The sequence below is a fragment of the Luteibacter sp. OK325 genome (genome assembly GCF_003050935.1).
In the GTDB taxonomy this organism is placed as follows: domain Bacteria; phylum Pseudomonadota; class Gammaproteobacteria; order Xanthomonadales; family Rhodanobacteraceae; genus Luteibacter.
The window spans coordinates 426634-447267 of sequence record NZ_QAOX01000004.1; the positions used below are offsets into that span (position 1 = coordinate 426634).

The following is a 20634-nucleotide window of genomic DNA, read 5'->3' on the forward strand; positions in this document are numbered from 1 at the left end:
CGATCAGCGCTGCGTCTCGGCCTTCAGCTTTTCGACGAACTGGGCCACCGGCATGCTGCCGAGGTCCTCTCCGCCACGGGTACGTACGGAAATGGCTCCCGTTTCCTTCTCGCGGTCGCCGACCACGATGAGATAGGGCACCTTCTGCAACGTATGCTCCCTGATTTTATAACCGACTTTCTCGTTGCGCAAATCGGCCTCTACCCTGAAGCCTTGTCCGACAAGGGTTTCGGTGACCTCACGCACGTAATCGGCCTGTGCGTCGGTGATGCTGAACACCACTGCCTGAATGGGGGCAAGCCAGGGCGGAAGCAAGCCCGCGTGGTGTTCGATCAGGATCCCGATGAAACGCTCCATCGAGCCGACGATGGCCCGGTGCAGCATGACAGGATGCTGGCGCTGTGAGTTCTCGTCCACGTACTCGGCACCAAGGCGCTCGGGCATCATGAAGTCGACCTGCATGGTACCGACCTGCCAGGCACGGCCGATCGAGTCCTTCATATGGTATTCGATCTTCGGACCATAGAAGGCGCCCTCGCCCGGCAGCTCCTCCCATGCCACGCCGGCCGCCGACAGGGCGGCGCGCAGGGCGTGCTCGGCCTTGTCCCAGACATCATCCGCGCCGATGCGCTTTTCGGGGCGCAGGGCGATCTTCAGGGCGATGTCGTCAAAACCGAAGTCGGTATAGACCTTCATGGCCTGGGCATGGAACGCCGCGACCTCGCCTTCGATCTGCGCCGGCGTGCAGAAGATATGGCCGTCGTCCTGGGTGAACGCGCGCACTCGCATGATGCCGTGCAGCGCGCCCGAAGGCTCGTTGCGGTGGCAACCGCCGAACTCGCCGTAGCGCACCGGCAGGTCGCGATAGCTGTGCAGGTGGGTGTTGAAGATCTGGATGTGGCCGGGGCAGTTCATCGGCTTGAGCGCGTAGGTGCGCTTCTCCGACTCCGTGAAGAACATGTTCTCCTGGTAGTTATCCCAGTGACCGGACTTCTTCCACAGGCTGACATCCATGATCTGCGGACCACGGACTTCCTTATAGCCGCTGCTGCGATAGACGCCGCGCACGTACTGCTCAACGGCCTGCCAGATGGCCCAGCCCTTTGGGTGCCAGAACACCATGCCCGGCGCTTCTTCCTGCATATGGAACAGGTCGAGCTGCTTGCCGATACGGCGGTGATCGCGCTTTTCTGCCTCCTCGAGCTGCAGGAGGTAGGCCTTGAGGTCCTTGTCGTTCAGCCAGGACGTGCCGTAGATGCGGGTCAGCATCTCGTTGTTGGAATCGCCGCGCCAGTAGGCGCCAGCCACCTTCATCAGCTTGAACGCGCGCAGCTTGCCCGTGTTGGACACGTGCGGGCCACGACACAGATCGGTGAACTCGCCCTGGGTGTAGAGCGAAAGCTCCTCGTTCGCGGGGATGCCTTCGATGATCTGGGCCTTGTACTCCTCGCCGAGCCCACGGAAGAAGGTGATCGCGTCGTCGCGGCTCTTCACCGAGCGCGTGACCGGGATCTGTTCCTTGACGATCTTCTCCATCTCGGCCTCGATGGCGACGAGGTCGTCCGGCGTGAACGGCCGTTCGTAGGCGAAATCGTAGAAGAAGCCGTTGTCGATCACCGGGCCGATGGTCACCTGGGCGCCCGGAAACAGGCGCTGCACGGCCTGGCCGAGCAGGTGGGCCGTGGAGTGGCGAAGGATATCCAGCGCCTCGGGGCTCTTCTCGGTGACGATTTCGAGCGCGGCGTCGTGGTCGATCGTGTAGCCGGCGTCGACCAGCTTGCCATCGACCTTGCCGGCCAGGGTGGCCTTGGCGAGGCCGGCACCGATCGAGGCGGCGACGTCCTGCACGGAAACGGGGTGTTCGAACGGGCGCTGGCTGCCGTCGGGTAGCGTGATCTGGATCATGGTTACAAATTCCGGACAAACAAAAAGGGCGCCATACGCCCTTCGGTGACGACGAAGACGTGGCGTGGGATCAGGTTGGGAGGCGCGTAGTCCGCATGTCGCACTCTCGGCCAGCGTTACCGCAGGCCACCTTCGTCGCGTGGATATCGGGCAAAAGCTAGATCAGCCGTGCTGCCGTGTCAAATCGGTCGTCCGTTAGACTAGCCGAATCGATCCACGGCAGAACCTTCCATGCGCATCCTGGTTACCGGCAGCGCCGGCTTCGTCGGCTCCCATCTCACCGAGCGCCTGCTCGCACGGGGCGACACCGTGCTGGGCTTCGACAACCACAACGACTACTACGACCCGGCCCTTAAAGAGGCCCGCGTGGCGCGTTTCTCGGACCACCCGAACTACTCGCACGTGCGGGGCGACCTTGCGGAGCAGGCCGCCCTCGACGCCGCGTTCGACGCCTTCCAGCCCGAGCGCGTCGCGCATCTCGCCGCCCAGGCCGGCGTGCGCTATTCGCTCAGTCACCCCCACGCCTACGTACAAAGCAATCTGGTGGGCTTCGTGAACATTCTGGAGGCCTGTCGCCGGCATGCCGTAGGGCACCTCGTTTACGCGTCGTCGAGCTCGGTCTACGGAGCGAACCGCAAGATGCCGTTCGCCGTGGAAGACGCCGTGGACCACCCGGTGAGCCTTTACGCGGCGACGAAAAAGTCCAACGAGCTGATGGCCCACACGTACAGCCACCTGTTCGAGCTGCCGACCACGGGGCTACGCTTCTTCACCGTGTATGGCCCCTGGGGCCGGCCGGACATGTCGCCGATCCTGTTCGCCAGGCGGATCATGAAGGGTGAGGCCATCGACGTGTACAACCACGGCAACCACAGCCGTGACTTCACCTATGTGGACGATGTGGTCGAAGGCGTGATCCGCACACTCGACCACCCCGCCCGGCCGGATCCGTCATACGACCCGGTCGCGCCGAATGCCGGCAGCTCTTCCGCGCCCTACCGCGTGTACAACCTCGGCAACGATGAGCCGGTGCAGTTGCTGGATTTCATCGGCCTGCTGGAGAAGCATCTCGGCCGCACGGTGGAGAAGCGCCTGCTGCCGATGCAGCCAGGCGACGTGCCGGATACCTGGGCGGATGTGTCAGCGCTGCGGCGTGATGTGGGGTATGCGCCATCGACGTCGATCGATGAGGGGCTGGGGAAGTTTGCGGCCTGGTTTAAGGAATATTACGGGGTGGGTTGAGGGGGAGAGCATCGCCGCTGAAGCGGCTCCCACAAGGAGCCCGCACCCCTCCTGCACCCCTGTGGGAGCCGATTCATCGGCGAAGCTCTTGCCCCTGTGGGAGCCGATTTATCGGCGATGGGTGCTTGCCTCAAACCAACCGCCGCAGCAACCCAGACGCCCGACGCGTCTTCCGCGACACCGCATAACCCAGAATGTCCGGCGCAGCCAACAGCGTGAAGTGGCTCCTCGCACGGGTAACGCCGGTATAAACCAGCTCCCGAGTCAGCACCGGCGACGGCTCCGGCGGCAGCGCGAGCGCCGTGTGCTCGAACTCCGAGCCCTGCGACTTATGCACCGTCATCGCATACACGGTATCCACCGCGGACAGTCGACTGGGCACGACGAAGCGCACGCGCTCGCCGCCCCGCTCGTCCATCACCGCGAAGGCGACACGCAGGGCCATCCCGCCCTGCCCGTCGGGTACCCATAGCGTTACGCCAACATCGCCGTTCATCAGGCCCAGCGCGTAATCGTTGCGCGTAACCATGACGGGACGCCCCTCATACCATCCCGACACGGCATCGATCAGCCCCCGCTCGAGCAAGCCCTGGGCGATGCGTTCGTTCTGCTTGTCCACGCCGGCTTCGCCATGGCGCGTGGCACAGAGCAGCTGAAACCGAGCGTACGCCACAAGAGCGCTCGCACCCCAGCGTTCGAATTTATCGAACGAGGCATCGATAGCGGGACGCTCGCGCTCGATCCAGTCCAGATAATCGCGATGACCCGGCGCACCCTCACGGCCGTCGATGGCGAGCGCAGCGATGGACGCTGGCGTCGGCGTTACGACGGCGATGTCACCCTGGGTGTGTGCGAAGGCTCGCGTCACGGCAGCCGCCTCGCCGGCGTTGATCGCCTGCGCCAGGGCACCGATGCCGCTTCCTTCACCGAAGCGTCGGCTTCGACGCAGCATGACGACACGCTGGTCCAGCGGGCGTGCATCGAGCGGATTGGTCCACGCGCCCACGTCAACACCGCAGACGGCGGTGAGCCAGTCACGCGTGGCAAGGTCGTAGTGACCGGCGTCCGCTCGCGCGCAAAGGTCGCCCAGCACCGCGCCGGCTTCGACCGATGACAGCTGGTCCTTGTCGCCGAGAAGAATCAGTCGCGCGTCGCGCGGCAGCGCATCGAGCGTCGCCGCCATCATCTCGAGGTCGATCATCGATGCCTCGTCGATGACGAGGACGTCCAGATGCAGGGGATTGTCCCGGTCGTGCCTGAAAGCCCGTGTATCCGGACGGCTGCCGAGCAACCGATGCAGTGTCGTGACTTCAGCGGGAATCGCCTGCTTCACAGCGACGTCCACATCGAGTCGCTCGATCTGCCCGGCAATCGACGCGTTCAGGCGCGCTGCGGCCTTGCCGGTCGGCGCAGCGAGACGGATGCGCAGGCGAGGCTCGTTGCGCTTGTGCGCCAGGGTCTGCAACAGGCCGAGCAAGCGCACCACCGTGGTCGTCTTGCCCGTGCCCGGGCCGCCGGTGATGACGGCGAACGAACCGCGTGCCGCCACGGCACAGGCCACCTTCTGCCAGTTGAGGTCGTCGGCCTCGGCGGGAAAGAGACGATCCAGCTCCAGCGCAAGGTCGGCGGGCATCTGGGCCGAACCCAGTCGCGACACGATGGCATCGGCTACACGCGCTTCATCGCGCCAGAAGCGACGCAGGTAGAGCAAACCACCGTCCAGTACGAGCGGCGTCCGGGGATCGCCATTGGCCGAGCCCACCAATGACGATGTCGGCAACCAGGATTCCGCCTCAGCCAGCATCGGCTCGGCGGCAGCGAGCAGCTCGGTGTCGACACAGATATGACCCTCGCCCAGCTCACGACTGACCAGCGCTGCCGCCATCAGCACGCGCGCGTCCCCACCCTCGTCAAGACTCGCGAGGAAACGCGCGAACGCGCGATCGACCGGACGTAGTCTCGCCTCGAGGACGCCGCGATCAAGCCAGGCCACCACCTGCGGGTTCATGCCGCTATTCCTTCGAAAAGCGCGTCGAGCGCATCGATCATGGCGCGCGTGGGCCGCTCGACATGCACGCCGTGGCCATGGCCGTCGACGCCACGCAGGTAGATATAGATCGCGCCTCCCACGTGGGTGTCGTAGTCGTAGGCATCGCCCAGTCGCGCGCGCAGCTGGCGATGCAGGGCAAGCAGGTAAAGGGCGTACTGGAGCTCATAGCGGGAATCGAGAATCGAACGGCGCATCGCTGCCGGCGTATAGGCCAGCTCGTCCGTGCCGAGCCAGTTCGATTTGTAGTCGGCCACATACCAGCGACCCTCGTGTTCGACGATAAGATCGATGAAGCCCTTGAGCATGCCGTTGACACGATCCGCCGTGAGGGCCGGACGCGGCGCGCCGTCCAGCGTGTGCTCGCGAACGATGCGGTCCAGCGCCAGCGTGTCCACGCGACGCGCCTCAAAAAGGAACTCCAGTTCGGCACGATAGTGCGAAGGGTCCGCCAGCGAGCCCAGTGCGAACGAGCCCCCATCGGGAAGGGGCAATGATGTGCGCAGCAGCACCTGTAGCCAGTCCGTGAGCAGGTCGATGGAGGCTTCCCATCCGCGACGTTCGCAGCGCCGTGCCACCGTGTCACGCAGGCGGACGGGGTCCGCGGCGACCGACGCGAAGCCCTCTTCGGCGATCCATTCCAGCAGGTCGTGGAGAAAGGTGCCTGCCTCGGCACCTCGCTCGAAGGCGTGGATCGTCGCGGCGTCGACGGGCACGGCGACCCCTTCGCTCGCATACTCGATGATGACATCGTCCGTCGCTGTCTCCGGTGCGGCCGCCTCGCTATCCGCGTAGCGCAAGGCACTGTAGCTCGCGATCCACCAGGGCTCGGCCTTCGCCAGATGCGCCACGCGCGCAGGCAGCGGCCGCTCGTCGCGCAACGGTGCCACGTAACTCAGGTCGTCCGGTGCCGGCATGTAATCGACACTGATCGCCGGCTCCGCCTGCGCCAGGACGCGCAAGAGGCCTTCGATGGCGCCGTTGTCGATCTCCTGGCCACCGCTCAACAGATGTCCGAACGCGGAGCGATGTACTTGCGGCTTTTTCGCCGCGTTGTAGCAGACGGGTGCCACGCCCAGCCAGCTGGCGTGCCGAGCGCGCGTCATGGCCACGTAGAGCAGACGGAGGTCCTCCTGCAGCGACGCTCGCTCCGCGGCGTCCTTTGCCTCCCGCACCGATTCGCCGGCCGCCTCGTGGCCCGACGAGAGCAGTTCGAGTTGGGCGCCGGTGCCGTCGTGGTAACGATAGCCCTGCCCTGGCCGCGTACCACCGCTCGCACAGACGAAAGGCAGAAATACCAGCGGATACTCCAGGCCTTTCGACTTGTGAATGGTCACGACCTTGACCAGGTCGTCATCGCTTTCCAGACGGACGATCTGGTCTTCACCGGTGTGGCTCGCCGTATCGGCGATACGCTCGGCGAGGTGGCGGATCAGCGCTTGTTCGCCTTCGATGGTCGAGGCAGCCTGCTGCATCAGTTCGGCAAGGTGAAGAAGGTTGGTCAGGGCCCGCTCGCCACCGGCTTGCGCAAGCAGGCGCGCCGGCAGGTCGAACACGTGCAGGAAGCGATGAAGCATGGCCAGCACGCCGGCGCGACGCCAGGTTTCACGCAGGTCGAAAAGCTGCTGGCCCCGGCGCTCCCAATGCTGCTCATCGACATTCAGACGCTCCAGTTCGCCATAGCCCAGGAAAAGCGTACGCGTCGCGAGCGCCGCGCGCATGGCGGTATCCGACGACGGTTCGGCGACGGCACGCAGCCAGAGCAGCACATCGTGCGCTTCCATGCTCTCGAGCACCGAATCCCGGTCGGAGAGAAACACGCTGCGCACGCGACGCGCCGATAGCGCCGAGCGAATCTCCGATGCCTCGTTATGGCTACGCACCAGCACGGCGATGTCAGCAGGCTTCAGTGGCGTGACCATGCCGTCCCGCGAGAATCCCGTGCTACCTTTTTTTGCCGCCTCGAGGAGGCGAACGATCTCCGTCGCACAAGCCTGCGCCATCTGCTCGCGGTAAACGCGCACGCCGACGGGAACCTCGTCGTCGAGAAGCCAGATGTGCAGGGCGGGCTGATCAGCACCGTCGACGACGAAACGTTCGGCACGCCCGCGCGCCTGGACGCGGTTAAACGGCAAGCCCTGGTCGGCGAAGTGGAACGCGCCGGTCGGATGCGCTTCCGCATGCGCGAACATCGCATTGACCGCGGCGACCATGCCCTCGCTCGACCGGTGATTGGTATCGAGGCTGTAGTGCGGCGCCTCGGCTTCGCCCCGCGCGGAAAGATACGTATGGATATCCGCGCCACGAAACGCGTAGATCGCCTGTTTCGGATCGCCGATGAGCAGCAGGCCCACATCCGGGCTGTTCGCGTACACCGCACGGAAGATGCGGTATTGCAGTGGGTCGGTGTCCTGGAATTCGTCGATCAGGGCAAGCGGATACTGCTGACGGATGGTCTCCGCAAGCTCGCCGCCCGATGCCGACGCAAGCGCCCGGTCGAGCCGCACCAGCAGGTCATCGAAGCCGATCTGCGCACGCCGGCGTTTCTGCGCGGCGAAGCGTTCGCGTACGCGCTCCACGGCGTCAGCCAGGATCGCAAACCGGATTGCTGGCTTGCCCGCCTGCCACTCGCTCCAGTGTTCGACAGCGCCAAAGGCGGGATGCTCGGGCCGGGTGTTGCCTTTGCTGACCGCCCCGTCCAGCCGCGATGAGCCATAACGAGCGACATCGACGGTGCCACTCTCTCCGGTCTCGAGCCAATGGCGCACACCGGCGAGATGCCGTTCGAGCGACGCCGGTTGATGGATGTTGTTCTTCAGGGCCTTGCTGCCCACGGCATCGCGTAGAAGCGTTTCGACGCGTTCGACGTCGCCCATCCACGCCTCGCGCACCATAGCCAGCCGGCGAGCGTCCTCGTCCTCCCAGTCACGCAGACCAGCGAACAAGACACCCACGTCAGTGGTGGCCAGCGCCTGGCCGTTGACCCGCAAGGTGGTCTCGCCGCCGAAGAGCAGCGGACGCAGGGTCTGGATCAGGGCATCGGGTGTCTTCCACTCCGCCAGCACCGCGGCCACCTGGCGCGTGTCGAGCGGGTAGAACGCCTGGCGCCAGTAGTCGCGTACGCAATCGGCAAGCAGCTCACTTTCGTCCGGCTCGAGCGTCTGGACGAAGGCATGACCACTGCCGAATGCGTGCTGGGTCAGCATGCGCTGGCTCCAGCCATGGATCGTGAAGATGGCGGCCTCGTCCATCCATTGCGCCGCCAGCTCGACGCGCCGCGCGCATGCCGCATGCGCAGAAGCCGGGTACGCACCGAGCAACTCGGCCAGAAAGCTGTCGCCTGATTCACCCGAGCGGAAGGCGCGCGCCGCATCGACCAGACGCGCGCGGATCCGCTCACGCAGTTCCTGCGTCGCGGCCTCGGTGAACGTCACGACGAGGATGTTCGGTGGCAGCAGTGGCTGGGCCACGCCGTGACCGAGCACGGCACGCACGTAGAGTGCTGCGATGGTCCAGGTCTTGCCGGTGCCCGCGCTGGCCTCGATCAGCCGAATGCCGGCGAGCGGCATCGCCAGCGGTCGCAGCGGCTCGATCGCCAGGCTCATGCCACCTCCACGTGCAAGGCGCCGAGGAAGTCACGGTAGGGCGTGAGACAGTCGGCGAAACCGGCCTCGATCAGCGCGGCGAAGCCGGGGAAGGCGCGAAGCAGGTAGGGGTCGCCATCGAGCTCGCCGTGGGAACGTTCGTGCGCGGGCTCATACGCGGCGCGTGCCGCCTGTGGCGCTTCTTCGGGGGAGCGCGCGCGGAGCCAGGCGAGCGCCGTTTTCACCGCCACCGGCCTCGGTTTCTCCATGCCTTCGCACCATGCGCGCACCAGGGTGGCCAACATGCCCATGGCGTCGTCCGCCGCAAGCGGCTCGAGAACGATGGTGGCGTCCGGGCCGATGTAACGCGTGACCAGGGCCAGGCCAGCTGCCTGCGCCACGAGGTGATCGACCCACGGCATGACCAGGCGGTGCGCGCGGGGTATGCCTTCGGCGTCGAGCACATTGGACGGAGACAGCAGGAAGGCGGCCAGGCGCCCCTCATCGTCGGCGCGCAGGTCGGCGAGCCAGTCTTCGATGGTGATGCCATCGAGTTCGATGCGAACCTCACGCTTGCCCGCCTCGTGTGGCCACGCGCGCCGCTCGGTGACGAAGCGCCCGTAAACCGCACTCGCCACGGCTTCGATATCGACGCGCACCGGCGCCGCGAATCCACCCATCGGCAAGGCACCGCTGCGCTGCAGCTTCGCCGCCGCGTCGTCGATCGCCTGGGTCGCGCCGCCCTCGCTGCGTAGCGCGGCGCGCAAAAGTGTATCGGCCATGGCGAAGCGGCCCAGGCTGTCCACTGCAAATGGTTCGCGCTCTTCACCGCCCACATCCGCCAGGTCGAAGCGCACACCCAATCGCGCCTGGAAGAACTCGCGTACCGGGTGGCGCAGAAAGCGGCGCAGGACGCCGAGACCGATGGGGCGATCCACGACGATCGGCGCCAGGTCGACATCGGCGATGCGCTCGACCCCGTCGTGAGCCTGCCGCCATTCGCTCGCATAGGTGAACAGGCGCGCATCGTCGGCGTGGAAATATGCGCGACTGAACGGCTGCAGCGGATGTTCGACTGTCAGCGTACGCAGGAGGTCGGCACCGCCTTGCCCTTGCCAGGCGGCAGCGAGGTAATCGCGCAATTGCCCCACGAGTACCGACGGGGCGCGCTCGCCGTTATCGCGGGCACTTCGCCCTACCCAGCCGATATGCAGCGCGTCGCGTGCAGAAAGCAATGCTTCGAGAAACAGGTAGCGATCGTCTTCGCGACGCGAGCGATCGCCAGGACGCCACGCGCCCTGCCTCGACATCAGGTCGAAGTCCATGGGCGGACGCGCCCGCGGGTAATCGCCGTCGTTCATGCCAAGCAGGCAGACCACCCGGAACGGAATGGCGCGCATGGGCATCAACGTGCCGAAGCTCACCGCACCGGCCAGAAACCGCTTGGAAAGGCCACCCTGGTCGAACTGGCCGAGCCACGCTTCGCGCACGACGTCAATCGGCATGGCATCGTCGAACGCCGCCTCCACGCAGGCGCGCTCCCAGGCATCGAGCGCATCGAGCAGGCGTTCGATGCGCATGCCGTCATCGGCTTCCGTCGCTTCGAAGAAGTCGCGTAGCAGGCGCCGCAGCCGCCCGCCCCACTCCGTCGCCGAGGCCGGCTCGCGCATGGCGTGCCAGTGCTCACCGAGGCGTTCGAGCAGTTCGGCCAGCGGCCCGACCAGGCTGGCGTCGAGTCCGCCGACCTCCGGGTAAGGCTCGATATCGCCCCAGGCCTCGCCCGCTCCGACGGCGTAGCCGAGCAGCATGCGGCGCAGCCCGAAGGCCCAGGTGTTCTGCTCCAGCGCCGGCAGGTCGAGCGAAGCGCGCTGGGCCGCGTCGAGCCCCCAGCGAATACCTGCCCCTTCCACCCAGCGATGCAGCAGGGGCAGATCGTCTTCGGCCAGGCCAAAGCGCGCGCGCACGGCCGGCACATCGAGCAGGTCGGCCATCTCGCCGGCGCCGAAACGCGACTCCGTCATGCCGAGCAGGACATCGAGCGCCATGACGACCGGCACCGTGCCACGGGCCGCGCGGTCGGCCACGCTGTAAGGAATGAAGCGGGGATCGTCGCGCGGCACGCGGCCGAAGACAGCGTCGATATGCGGGCCGTAGGTTTCGATGTCCGGCACCATGACGATGACATCGCGCGGCAGGATGGGATCGCCCCCCTGCGCTGATGCCTCGAATCGGGCCAGCAACTGGTCGTGCAGTATCTCGACTTCGCGCTGCGGTCCGTGGGCAACGTGGAACGCGATCGATGTATCGCCGTTTTCGATCGGTCGGGGCGCGGTCGGCAGCGGCTCGAGATCGAGGATGGCCGACTGGACGTGCCCGAGCAGTTGGGTCGACGTGGGCTCCGCAAACAGATCGATGCGCTGGTCCCACGCGTTGAAACGTTCGCGATAGCTCTCGGGATGGTCGAACTCGTCAAGCAGACGGATGTAGTCGCGGCCCTGCTTACCCCAGGCCGCGAGGAGCGGATTCGCGTGCAGATGCATGTCGTCGTCAGACAGCTCGGCCGGCATCCCCGGCTTTGCCGCCTGCCGGCGACGTTCGGCGCGCAGCAGCTCGCGGTCGTCGACGATATCCGCCCAGTAGTGCCTGCAGGGATTCATCACCACCAGCACCACCTGCGACCAGCGCGCCAGCGCGGACAAGGCCTCCAGGGTCTGCCGGGGCAGCGACGACATGCCGAAGACGACGATCCGGCGAGGCAGCGCCATCGGGCGCTCCGTAGCCTCGTTGACGGCGCGCAGGAAGCGTGCGTGAACAGCCGCTCGATGCCCATCGGCTTCGTCGGCGCCGACATCGTCCAGAAGACGGCGCCAGAGCGCCGCCTGCCAGCGATCTGTCGTGACCATGGCCGGCGCGCCCCCTCGGGCATCGCGAAGAACGTCGCGACCTTCGGCCCAGTCATCGAGCCAGTCCGCGCGGTACACCTGGTACTGGTCGTAGAGGTCGGCCAGGCGCTCGGCCAGCTGGTGACATTTTCGCGCATCGCCATCCGTGCCAAGAAAGGCGGCCAGCGGCTCGAACACGGGCTCGTGCGCCACCGAAGGCAATAGACGCATCAGGCGCCAGACCAGACGGGATTTGTCGAAAGGCGACTCAGGGGGCACGGCGTCGCGCCCGAGTACTGCGCGGTAAGCCACCCACAGGAAACGACCCGGTAACTCGACCTTGACCGCCGCCGCGATGCCCAGCCCACCGTCCTCGACGGCGCGCGCAAGCGCCAGACGGAACCATTGCGCGATGCCGTTGGACTGGACCAGCACCCATTCGTCTTCAAGGGGCTTCAGCGGCGCCCGACGCAACCACGCGACAAGAACGTCCCGCAGCTCTTCAAGCCGGTTGCCGTGCAGCACCATGAGGCCTGGCGCGATGTCGCTCCCGTCGCTCAACCGGCAATTCCTGCGTTCGTGAGGTCAGCGTCGATCATGGACGAACCGGGTCGCACGAGGCGAGACCTCAGAACGGTTTGGCGACAACGAGAAAGACAATGGCCAGCAGCACCAGCACGGGCAGTTCGTTGCAGATACGTAGTGTCTTCGCCGAAGGCAGCGCCCCGCCGGCCATGCTGCGCTTGAGCAGCCGCCCCGACCAGATGTAGTAAGCGAGCATCACTGCCACCAGGGCCAGCTTGGCGTGCAGCCAGCCGCCGCTGATGTGGAAGTAAAACCAGAGGATGAGCCCGAAGATGAGCGCCAGGCCGAACATGTTGTGGCCGAACTTGTAGAGCCGGCGCCCCATGAGCTCGAGCCGCGCCTTCACCGCCGGTTCGTTGCCCGCTTCGGCGATATTCACCAGGATTCGCGGCAGGTAGAACACCGTCGCCATCCAGGCAATGACGAAGACGATGTGCAGGGATTTGATCAGTAGATAGGCCACGCACGCCGCTCCGTCGGGAAAGGCGTGAGTGTAGCCGCTCGGGGCACCGCCAACCCGCGACAGGGAACCTCGGATCAGGGTGAAATCACTCCCATCCACTTCGGAAGGGCCTGGGCGAGGAGGCTTACCAGAGCCAAAAGGCCGCTACTCGCAATCACAACCCCGGCAACCCGGTGTTTCCAGTCGGTCAGGTTTTCCACTCTCGATTCAAGCTTCTCGAAGCGGGCATCCACCTTTTCGAAGCGGGCATCGACTTGCTTGAAGCGGGCGTCGACTTGCTCGAAACGGGCATCGACTTGCTCGAAACGGGCATCGATCTGCTCGAAACGGGCGTCGATCTGCTCGAAACGGGCATCGACTTTTTGAAAGCGAGCGTCCACGCTCACCTCGAATCTGTCGAGGCGACGATCGAGTCCATCGACCCGATCCACGATCGCGATGGTCCGCTCGTCGAGCCGCGCGAGCTGCCCTTGCATATCCCGCATCGTGCCTTGCATGTCATGCATCGTGCCTTGCATGTCATGCATCGTGCCTTGGATGCCCTGCAGGACAACAAGCAGAGAAGCCCCAGATAGAGCCTCATCCTGGCGCGCAGAGACCGCATAGATGGGCTGATAGGCTTGGTAACGTTGACGAGGACCGCGTTTACGCACTGGCTGCTCCATGGATTCGATTCCTGCTGGACGAGAATGTCTTAGCCAGGTATCTGGCTAGCCTGCGCCACGGCCGTATGTCGAATCATGAGAATTCAGACCGATGTCGTTGGCGTTCGTCAGCAGCGTGACGCGTTCGCATCAACGACGTTATCCGCGCAGGGCGATGAGCTTCGTGGGCGCTGTTCAAAGCCTCGCAAGGGCGAGGCCGCGAGCCGGCGTTCATTTCGCGGACAATAAAAAAGGAGCCTCGGTGGGCTCCTTAGTCTTTATCTTCAAGCCACTTTGCGCCATTTGCGAAAGTGGTGGGCGGTACAAGGATCGAACTTGTGACCCCTACCATGTCAAGGTAGTGCTCTACCGCTGAGCTAACCGCCCGAAGAGCTGCGCAGTTTACCGGCGCCCGACGGGCTCTGCAAGAGGCCCAGGCAGATTTTTTTCCGCCACGGCCCGCCGTGGGTCTAGCGCAGGGCGCTTTCCCTCAACCGGTGGATCTCGTCGCGGATCTTGCCCGCCTCCTCGAACTCGAGATTCTGGGCATGCTTGTACATCCGCGTTTCGAGCTTCTTGATGGCCGAGCCGGCCTGCTCTGGCGTGAGTGCGCTGTAGTCCGACGCCTCTTCCGCCACCTTCTTCGCCTCCTTGCCACGCTTGCCCTTGCCGCGCGAGCCGAAGTCGGAGCGGGCGCCCTCCATGATGTCGGCGATACGCCGCACGATCGTCGTCGGCGTGATCCCGTTGGCCGCGTTGTACAGGATCTGCTTCTCGCGGCGGCGCGCCGTCTCTTCCATCGCGATCTTCATCGAGCCCGTGATCTCGTCGGCATAGAGAATGGCCTTGCCGCGGACGTTACGCGCCGCGCGACCGATCGTCTGGATCAGCGAGCGGTTCGAGCGCAGGAAACCTTCCTTGTCCGCATCCAGGATCGCCACGAGCGAAACCTCGGGCATGTCCAGGCCTTCGCGCAGCAGGTTGATACCCACCAGCACGTCGAACTCACCCAGGCGCAGGTCGCGAATGATCTCCGTGCGTTCGACGGTCTCGATATCCGAGTGCAGATAGCGCACCTTCACATCGTGCTCGGACAGATAGTCCGTCAGGTTCTCGGACATCCGCTTGGTCAGCGTCGTCACGAGCACGCGATCACCCATCGCCACGCGCAGGCGAATCTCGCCAAGAAGATCATCCACCTGGGTGCGAACCGGACGCACTTCGACTTCCGGGTCGATCAGGCCGGTGGGACGAACCACTAGTTCCACGACGTTGTCGTCGGCGCGTTCGAGCTCATATTTTGCCGGCGTCGCCGACACGTAGATGGCACGCGGTGCGCGCCGCTCCCACTCCTCGAAGCGCAGCGGCCGGTTGTCCATCGCCGACGGCAGACGGAAGCCGAACTCCACGAGCGTCTCCTTGCGTGAGCGATCGCCTTTGTACATGGCACCGAGCTGCGGCACCGTCACGTGCGATTCGTCCACCACCATCAAGGCATCGGGCGGCAGATAATCGAACAGTGTCGGCGGCGGCTCGCCAGGGCCACGTCGCGTCATGTGCCGCGAGTAGTTCTCGATGCCCTGGCAGAAGCCCACCTCGGCCATCATTTCCAGATCGAAACGCGTGCGCTGCTCGAGGCGCTGCGCTTCCACCAGCTTGTTGTCCCGATACAGCTGCTCGAGTCGCTCGGAGAGCTCGACCTTGATCGTCTCCATCGCATTGAGCACGCTCTGGCGTGTGCTGGCGTAGTGCGTCTTCGGGTACACGGTATACCGCGGCACCTTGCGTAGCACCTCGCCGGTGAGTGGATCGAAGATGGAGAGATTTTCCACGTCGCCGTCGAAGAGTTCGATGCGCAGCGCCTCGGCTTCCGACTCCGCCGGGAACACATCCACGATCTCACCGCGCACGCGGTAGGTACCGCGGCGAAGCTCCATTTCGTTGCGCACGTATTGCAGCTCGGTGAGCTGCTTGATCAGGGCGCGCTGCTCGATATGCTCGCCGCGCGAGAGGATCAGGCGGAGGCTCATGTAGTCCTCCGGATCGCCCAGTCCGTAAATCGCCGACACCGTCGCCACGATCAGCGAATCGCGCCGCGACAGCAACGCCTTGGTCGCCGCCAGGCGCATCTGCTCGATATGGTCGTTGATGCTCGAATCCTTCTCGATGAAGGTATCCGACGCGACGACATACGCTTCCGGCTGGTAGTAGTCGTAGTAGCTGACGAAGTACTCAACCGCGTTATGCGGGAAGAACTCCTTGAACTCGCCATACAGCTGCGCCGCCAGCGTCTTGTTCGGTGCCAGCACGATGGTCGGCTTCTGGATCCGCTCGATCACATTGGCAATGGTGAAGGTCTTGCCGGAACCGGTCACACCGAGGAGGGTCTGCGCCGCCAGACCGGCGTCGAAGCCCTCGGTAAGACGACGGATGGCCTCGGGCTGGTCGCCGGAGGGTGCGAACGGGGAGACGAGCTGAAAGCGATCTGTCATGGCCGACGATATGCTGGTTCGGACCCCGAGTTTAAAGCGCTGGTGCCTACGCGGTGTGAGGCAGCGCACCCACAGACGACCCTGCGCGACCGAGGGCACGATCACAGCCTCCCTCTCGGGTCGCCGCCTTGCCCCGCCTCAGCTCGCCGGGTTTCACCTGGCTCGAAATCCTCATGGTCCTGGCCATTACCGCCGTCCTGGCCGCCATCGCGGTCCCGACCCTGTCAGACGCCATCGCTCGCCACCGGCTCCAGGCGGCCGTGACGGCCCTGACGGACACCCTCCAGCACGCGCGTGAGGCGGCGCTGCATCGAACCGGAGGAACGTTCGTCTGTCCCAGCGAGAACGGGCACACATGCTCGGGGCGAACCGACTGGGGCGTCGGCTGGATCAGCCGCGACGGGGACACGAAAGACGTCCTGTCGGTCGAAGACGCCCTGGACTCGCGCCTGACTGCCGTTTCAACGGGCATCCGGACCAGAATCGACTTCCTGCATCCCGACGAAAACGGGGACGCTTCACCCACCAACCAGACGCTCGCGCTATGTCTGCACGGCAAGCCCGCGACCACGATGACCCTGGTCGTAGCCAAAAGCGGCCATAGCCACATCGAGCCGCCATCGGCCGAGGTCGCGCGCGCCTGCGGCGCACGCCATTCACGAAATCGTTAAGACCCGCTTGACAGCCCCACCCCACATCAAGACAATACGCAGCTCCCCGCCCGAATAGCTCAGCCGGTTAGAGCACTTGACTGTTAATCAGGGGGTCGTTGGTTCGAGTCCAACTTCGGGCGCCAGGTTTTGAAAGGCCGTGCAGTGATGCGCGGCCTTTTTCTTTGCGCGAATTCCGGCGTGAATCAAAACGGCACTAGCACCCAGCCGCCGGATACGCGCTCGCGCAACACTTCGACGGCGCGGCCCTTGCCCTTCATGGCCGACGCGCGCGTCAGTGCAAATTCGACTGCCGTGCCCTCGGTCTGGAAAACATGCTTGGTCGCACCAGGCAGCAAGACCGTCCACGTATGAAGATTCATCGACGGATAGAAAACGAAAACGCGCAAGGGGCGAACGACACCGTCCATCAGCGACGACGTCGCAGTTCGGCGCGCACGTCGGAGGCCTGGCCACCCACGCGGCTCACGGCATCGCGCAGCGATGTCTCGGACACTCCGAGCACGCGCGTCCAGTAGTTCATATCGGTTCGCAGCTCAAGGTCGACCTTGGTGGCGTCGGCCGGGCCGACAACCTGCTTTTGTGTATCCATGACGTGCCCTCGCTGTCAGTCCACGTTTGCCACGTGGGGGGTTACGTCGGTGTTACGGCAATCGTGCTGCCGGGCCCACCACGTTACACCCATCTAACAACTGAAAGCGCATGTTGGATGACCCGGGCTTCGTTTGGCCGGATCCCTCCCCGGCTGCTATGGCCGGGGCTCGTCCCGCCCAACTCAGACGATGGTCATGCCGCCCAAGAAACCAGTCACCCAGTCCGTGGACACGCCACCGCCGGATCGTTCGTCCGCCGCATTCATTTCCTACGTGTATTCGCACAACCGCCGCGCGCCTCTCCCGGAGACGCCGCGCAGCACGCCCCTTAAGGGGCCGAAGAAAACCGCAAGCTGATTCCGTGGTGAAAGGTGGTCCCGCCAGGTCGGGATCACCTCTCCGCCGACCGTGAGGTCAGCTGTCGATTTGCGTGATCGAGCGCACGCGCCCGTTGACCACCTCGACCTGTACCGACTTCCCTTTCTGGAAGTACTCCAGGCGGTAACCCTCCAGGCCACCACCCCGGGACTCTATCGGCGTCTCGCGATCAGGTTTGCCTGCGATCTCGCGAAGGCGGCCTTCGCTGTCTCCCGTGGTGACGACCTGCGAGCCCACACGGAAAGTGTCGGCAGCAGCCACGCCGCAGGATAGGGCGGCGGCGAAAATGGCGGCGACGATACGCTTCATACAGAACTCCCTGTCGATGTCTTCACGCAGGCTATCCCTGCCCGACGGCAAAGCCAAGGGCCGAACGGTATGTTGTCGCCGGCATTCAGGGCCTGGATACGTGGGGATTCCCCGCGACCAGCCAGCGCCATAGCAGGTCTGTTCCCTCGCGAATGCCGATTCGCGCCGAGCCAGGCACGTTCTCCGGAACTGGCGTGCCGTCGTCCAGCACGGTGTAGCCGTCGCGGGCGCGCACGAGGTCGATACCGTTCTGCTCACCGGTAATGCTCATGGCCTGCGCCAGCCGTGCAGGCCCGCTGCACAGCTCACGATCACGCTTCACGCGCGGGCGCGCTTCACGCATCCGTTCGATGCCGGCGAGGGGCTCCAATGCCCGGATAAGTACGCCGGACCCTTCGCCCACATCGCCGCAGACGGTGTTGGCACACCAGTGCATTCCGTAAGTGAAGTAGACATACATGTGCCCGGGCGGCCCGAACATGACTGCATTACGTGGGGTCTTGCCGCGAAAGGTGTGCGCGGCCGGATCGATGGCGCCCACATAGGCTTCGACCTCGACGATCCGCCCTGCCCGCCCGTCGGCGCAGGCCAGAACCTTGTTGAGGAGAGCCGGGGCGACCTCACGGGCGTCGCGATGAAAGAACGAGCGCGGCAGGATCTCGCCCGGCCAGCGCGGTCGACGCGTCGCCATCAGGTCTCCAGGGGCTCGCCATCGGTGTCCGGATCGGGGCCGGGCCGCTCGACCGGTTCATGGTCGTAGGGCGGCGGAGAGGTACCAGGAAGAGTCTTGTCGGTATCAGGGACGGGACGGAGCGGTCGGGACATGGCTTCCTCCAACGGCGTCGGGGCGTCGACCGCCCCGACGCCGGGGGATCAGAAGACGCCGAGCAGCCAGCAAACCAGGATGATCGCGAGGATAACGCCGATGCCGCCGCTCGGACCATAACCCCAGGAGCGCGAATAACCCCAGGTCGGCAAGCCGCCGACGAGGGCAAGAATGAGGATGACGAGAAGGATGGTAACGAGCATGGGATATCTCCGGCAGTGGACTCGGAGTGCATCGTTGCGCAGAGGGTCGTCTAGGACGTGTGACGCGCACGGCGGCGCCCGATGTCCCGTTCAGGAATTGGGAAAGCGGCGCCGCGAAGTGCGCGGCGCCGCTAAGTAGTTTTACGTACGTACCACGTAGCAGGGCTCATACGCCGTGCCGCCGGGCAGCTTCATGCGGTGCTGCTCGACGAATGCTTTGAGCAGGTCGTCCAGTGCACGCATGATCTCCGGCTCGCCGTCGATGACGAACGGGCCGAACTGCTCGATGGCGCGCACGCCCTCTTCCTTGACGTTGCCGGCGACGATGCCGGAGAACGCACGACGCAGGTCGGCCGCGAGCTCGTGGCGTGGACGGTCGCGATGCAGGGCCAGGCCCGCCATCGCCTCATGGGTGGGGCGGAACGGCTGCTGGAACGGCAGTGGGATATCCAGCGCCCAGTTGAAGAAGAACGCGTCCTTGTTGTCCAGGCGATGGTTACGCACCTTGTCGATGCCCGTGACCATCGCATGGGCCACGGCCGCCGGGTCGTCGATGATGATCTTGTAGTGCGTGGCGATCTCGTCGCCGAGGGCCAGGCGCAGGAAGCGATCGATCTGCTCGAAGTACGAGGCCGAGTTCTTCGGTCCGGTAAAGATCAGCGGGAACGGAATGCCCTTGTTCTTCGGCAACAGCAGGATGCCGAGCATGTAGAGGATTTCCTCCGCCGTGCCGACGCCACCCGGGAACACGATGATGCCGTGACCGAGACGGACAAACGCTTCGAGGCGCTTCTCGATGTCCGGCATGATCACCAGGTTGTTGACGATCGGGTTGGGCGACTCGGCGGCGATGATGCCCGGCTCGGTCACGCCGATGTAGCGGTTACCCTTGCGACGCTGCTTGGCGTGCGCGATGGTCGCGCCCTTCATCGGACCCTTCATCGCGCCCGGGCCGCAGCCCGTGCAGATGTCCATGGCGCGCAGGCCGAGCTGGTAGCCAACCCGTTTGGTGTATTCGTACTCGTCGCGCGAAATCGAATGACCGCCCCAGCACACGACCAGGTTCGGATCGATCTGCGGACGCAGGATGCGCGAATTGCGCAGGATTTCGAATACGGCATGCGTGATGCCCACGCTGTCGTCCAGATCGAACGCGCCGGCGGCCAGCTGCGTCGACACATAGACGATGTCGCGGACGACGGCGACCAGCAGTTCGTTGATGCCGCGGATGATGCGGCCGTCGACGAACGCCTGCTCCGGTGCATTCTTCAGCTCGATCTTGATGCCGCGATCTTCCTGCAGCACCTGGATGTCGAAGTCAGGATAGTTTCCGAACATGGTGTCCGGATCGTCCGAAAGGTTGCCCGACGTCAGTACCGCCAGCGCGCAGCCGCGCAGCAGCTGGTGCAACCCGGACCCGCTGGCATCGCGCAGGCGCGCGACCTCATTGCGGGAAAGGATATCGAGGCCGCCGGCCGGCGAAACGCGGGCGCTGACCGTCTTGCCGGATACCGGCTCCCCGAACTGAATGGCATTCATGGTGTGACTCGTCCTTCTGACCGCGAATTAGCGGCGAACCCCGCTCCGGATCGGGAGCGGACCGCCTAGGATCACGCGTGGCGGGCGCGGGGGTCAAGACGTCGCGGCGCAGAGCCTTCGGTTCGGTGACGTCGCGGCGCAGAGCCTGACGTCGCGGAGCAGAGCCTTCGGTGCCCTGAGGTGGTCAAGTATTTCTAGACACTCGATAGGGCGTTTTTTCGGACCGTCAGCATCTCGTGGATGGCTGGCGGGACCTGTCCGTTGGCCGCAT

At 65.0% G+C, this 20634-nt stretch carries 16 protein-coding genes and 2 tRNA genes; 3 read left to right on the forward strand and 15 right to left on the reverse strand.

Features of this window, described 5'->3' with window-relative positions; translation table 11 throughout:
* Positions 1-3 precede the first annotated feature (3 nt).
* On the reverse strand, positions 4-1905 hold the full coding sequence (gene thrS / locus C8J98_RS11960) for a threonine--tRNA ligase (protein ID WP_107913400.1): 1902 nt from the start codon (positions 1903-1905) through the stop codon (positions 4-6).
* A gap of 231 nt (positions 1906-2136) precedes the next feature.
* Here thrS and C8J98_RS11965 point away from each other — a divergent pair, with 231 nt between their 5' ends.
* Complete coding sequence (locus C8J98_RS11965) at positions 2137-3147, forward strand: NAD-dependent epimerase (RefSeq protein WP_107913401.1); 1011 nt, start codon at positions 2137-2139, stop codon at positions 3145-3147.
* A 130-nt stretch (positions 3148-3277) separates the two neighbouring features.
* Here C8J98_RS11965 and recD read toward each other — a convergent pair whose 3' ends face one another.
* The 7 genes from recD to uvrB form a co-directional block, all read right to left on the reverse strand.
* On the reverse strand, positions 3278-5155 hold the full coding sequence (recD, locus tag C8J98_RS11970; RefSeq protein WP_107913402.1) for an exodeoxyribonuclease V subunit alpha: 1878 nt from the start codon (positions 5153-5155) through the stop codon (positions 3278-3280).
* The gene (gene recB, locus C8J98_RS11975) at positions 5152-8799 is read right to left on the reverse strand and encodes an exodeoxyribonuclease V subunit beta (RefSeq protein WP_107913403.1); all 3648 of its coding nucleotides are present in this window, start codon (positions 8797-8799) and stop codon (positions 5152-5154) included. The genes recD and recB overlap by 4 nt, the downstream gene beginning before the upstream one ends.
* Positions 8796-12221, reverse strand: coding sequence for an exodeoxyribonuclease V subunit gamma (recC, locus tag C8J98_RS11980; protein WP_107913404.1), 3426 nt, complete (start codon positions 12219-12221; stop codon positions 8796-8798). The genes recB and recC overlap by 4 nt, the downstream gene beginning before the upstream one ends.
* Before the next feature lie 67 nt (positions 12222-12288).
* On the reverse strand, positions 12289-12708 hold the full coding sequence (locus C8J98_RS11985) for a CopD family protein (protein WP_107913405.1): 420 nt from the start codon (positions 12706-12708) through the stop codon (positions 12289-12291).
* 74 nt (positions 12709-12782) lie between these two features.
* A complete protein-coding gene (locus C8J98_RS11990; protein ID WP_107913406.1) occupies positions 12783-13373 on the reverse strand; it encodes a hypothetical protein in 591 nt (196 codons plus the stop codon).
* Between the two features lie 291 nt (positions 13374-13664).
* A tRNA-Val gene (locus tag C8J98_RS11995) sits at positions 13665-13739 on the reverse strand.
* Positions 13740-13822: 83 nt separating this feature from the next.
* A complete protein-coding gene (gene uvrB / locus C8J98_RS12000; RefSeq protein ID WP_107913407.1) occupies positions 13823-15844 on the reverse strand; it encodes an excinuclease ABC subunit UvrB in 2022 nt (673 codons plus the stop codon).
* A 128-nt stretch (positions 15845-15972) separates the two neighbouring features.
* Here uvrB and C8J98_RS12005 point away from each other — a divergent pair, with 128 nt between their 5' ends.
* Positions 15973-16515, forward strand: coding sequence for a GspH/FimT family pseudopilin (locus tag C8J98_RS12005; RefSeq protein WP_107913408.1), 543 nt, complete (start codon positions 15973-15975; stop codon positions 16513-16515).
* 48 nt (positions 16516-16563) lie between these two features.
* A tRNA-Asn gene (locus C8J98_RS12010) sits at positions 16564-16640 on the forward strand.
* A gap of 60 nt (positions 16641-16700) precedes the next feature.
* Here C8J98_RS12010 and C8J98_RS12015 read toward each other — a convergent pair.
* From C8J98_RS12015 to ppnN, 7 genes are all read right to left on the reverse strand, one after another.
* On the reverse strand, positions 16701-16904 hold the full coding sequence (locus tag C8J98_RS12015) for a hypothetical protein (protein ID WP_158272688.1): 204 nt from the start codon (positions 16902-16904) through the stop codon (positions 16701-16703).
* Between the two features lie 20 nt (positions 16905-16924).
* Positions 16925-17107, reverse strand: a complete 183-nt coding sequence (locus C8J98_RS12020) for a DUF3606 domain-containing protein (RefSeq protein ID WP_107913410.1) — start codon at positions 17105-17107, stop codon at positions 16925-16927.
* Between the two features lie 415 nt (positions 17108-17522).
* Positions 17523-17795, reverse strand: a complete 273-nt coding sequence (locus C8J98_RS12025) for a DUF2845 domain-containing protein (protein ID WP_107913411.1) — start codon at positions 17793-17795, stop codon at positions 17523-17525.
* A gap of 85 nt (positions 17796-17880) precedes the next feature.
* On the reverse strand, positions 17881-18486 hold the full coding sequence (locus tag C8J98_RS12030) for a DNA-3-methyladenine glycosylase (RefSeq protein WP_199229893.1): 606 nt from the start codon (positions 18484-18486) through the stop codon (positions 17881-17883).
* The gene (locus tag C8J98_RS22490; protein ID WP_255417738.1) at positions 18486-18620 is read right to left on the reverse strand and encodes a hypothetical protein; all 135 of its coding nucleotides are present in this window, start codon (positions 18618-18620) and stop codon (positions 18486-18488) included. The genes C8J98_RS12030 and C8J98_RS22490 overlap by 1 nt, the downstream gene beginning before the upstream one ends.
* A gap of 48 nt (positions 18621-18668) precedes the next feature.
* Positions 18669-18824 carry a DUF3309 family protein gene (locus tag C8J98_RS12035; RefSeq protein ID WP_082878993.1) on the reverse strand — a complete coding sequence of 52 codons (156 nt, stop codon included), beginning with the start codon at positions 18822-18824 and terminating at the stop codon, positions 18669-18671.
* Between the two features lie 141 nt (positions 18825-18965).
* On the reverse strand, positions 18966-20363 hold the full coding sequence (ppnN, locus tag C8J98_RS12040) for a nucleotide 5'-monophosphate nucleosidase PpnN (RefSeq protein WP_107913413.1): 1398 nt from the start codon (positions 20361-20363) through the stop codon (positions 18966-18968).
* Positions 20364-20634 lie beyond the last annotated feature (271 nt).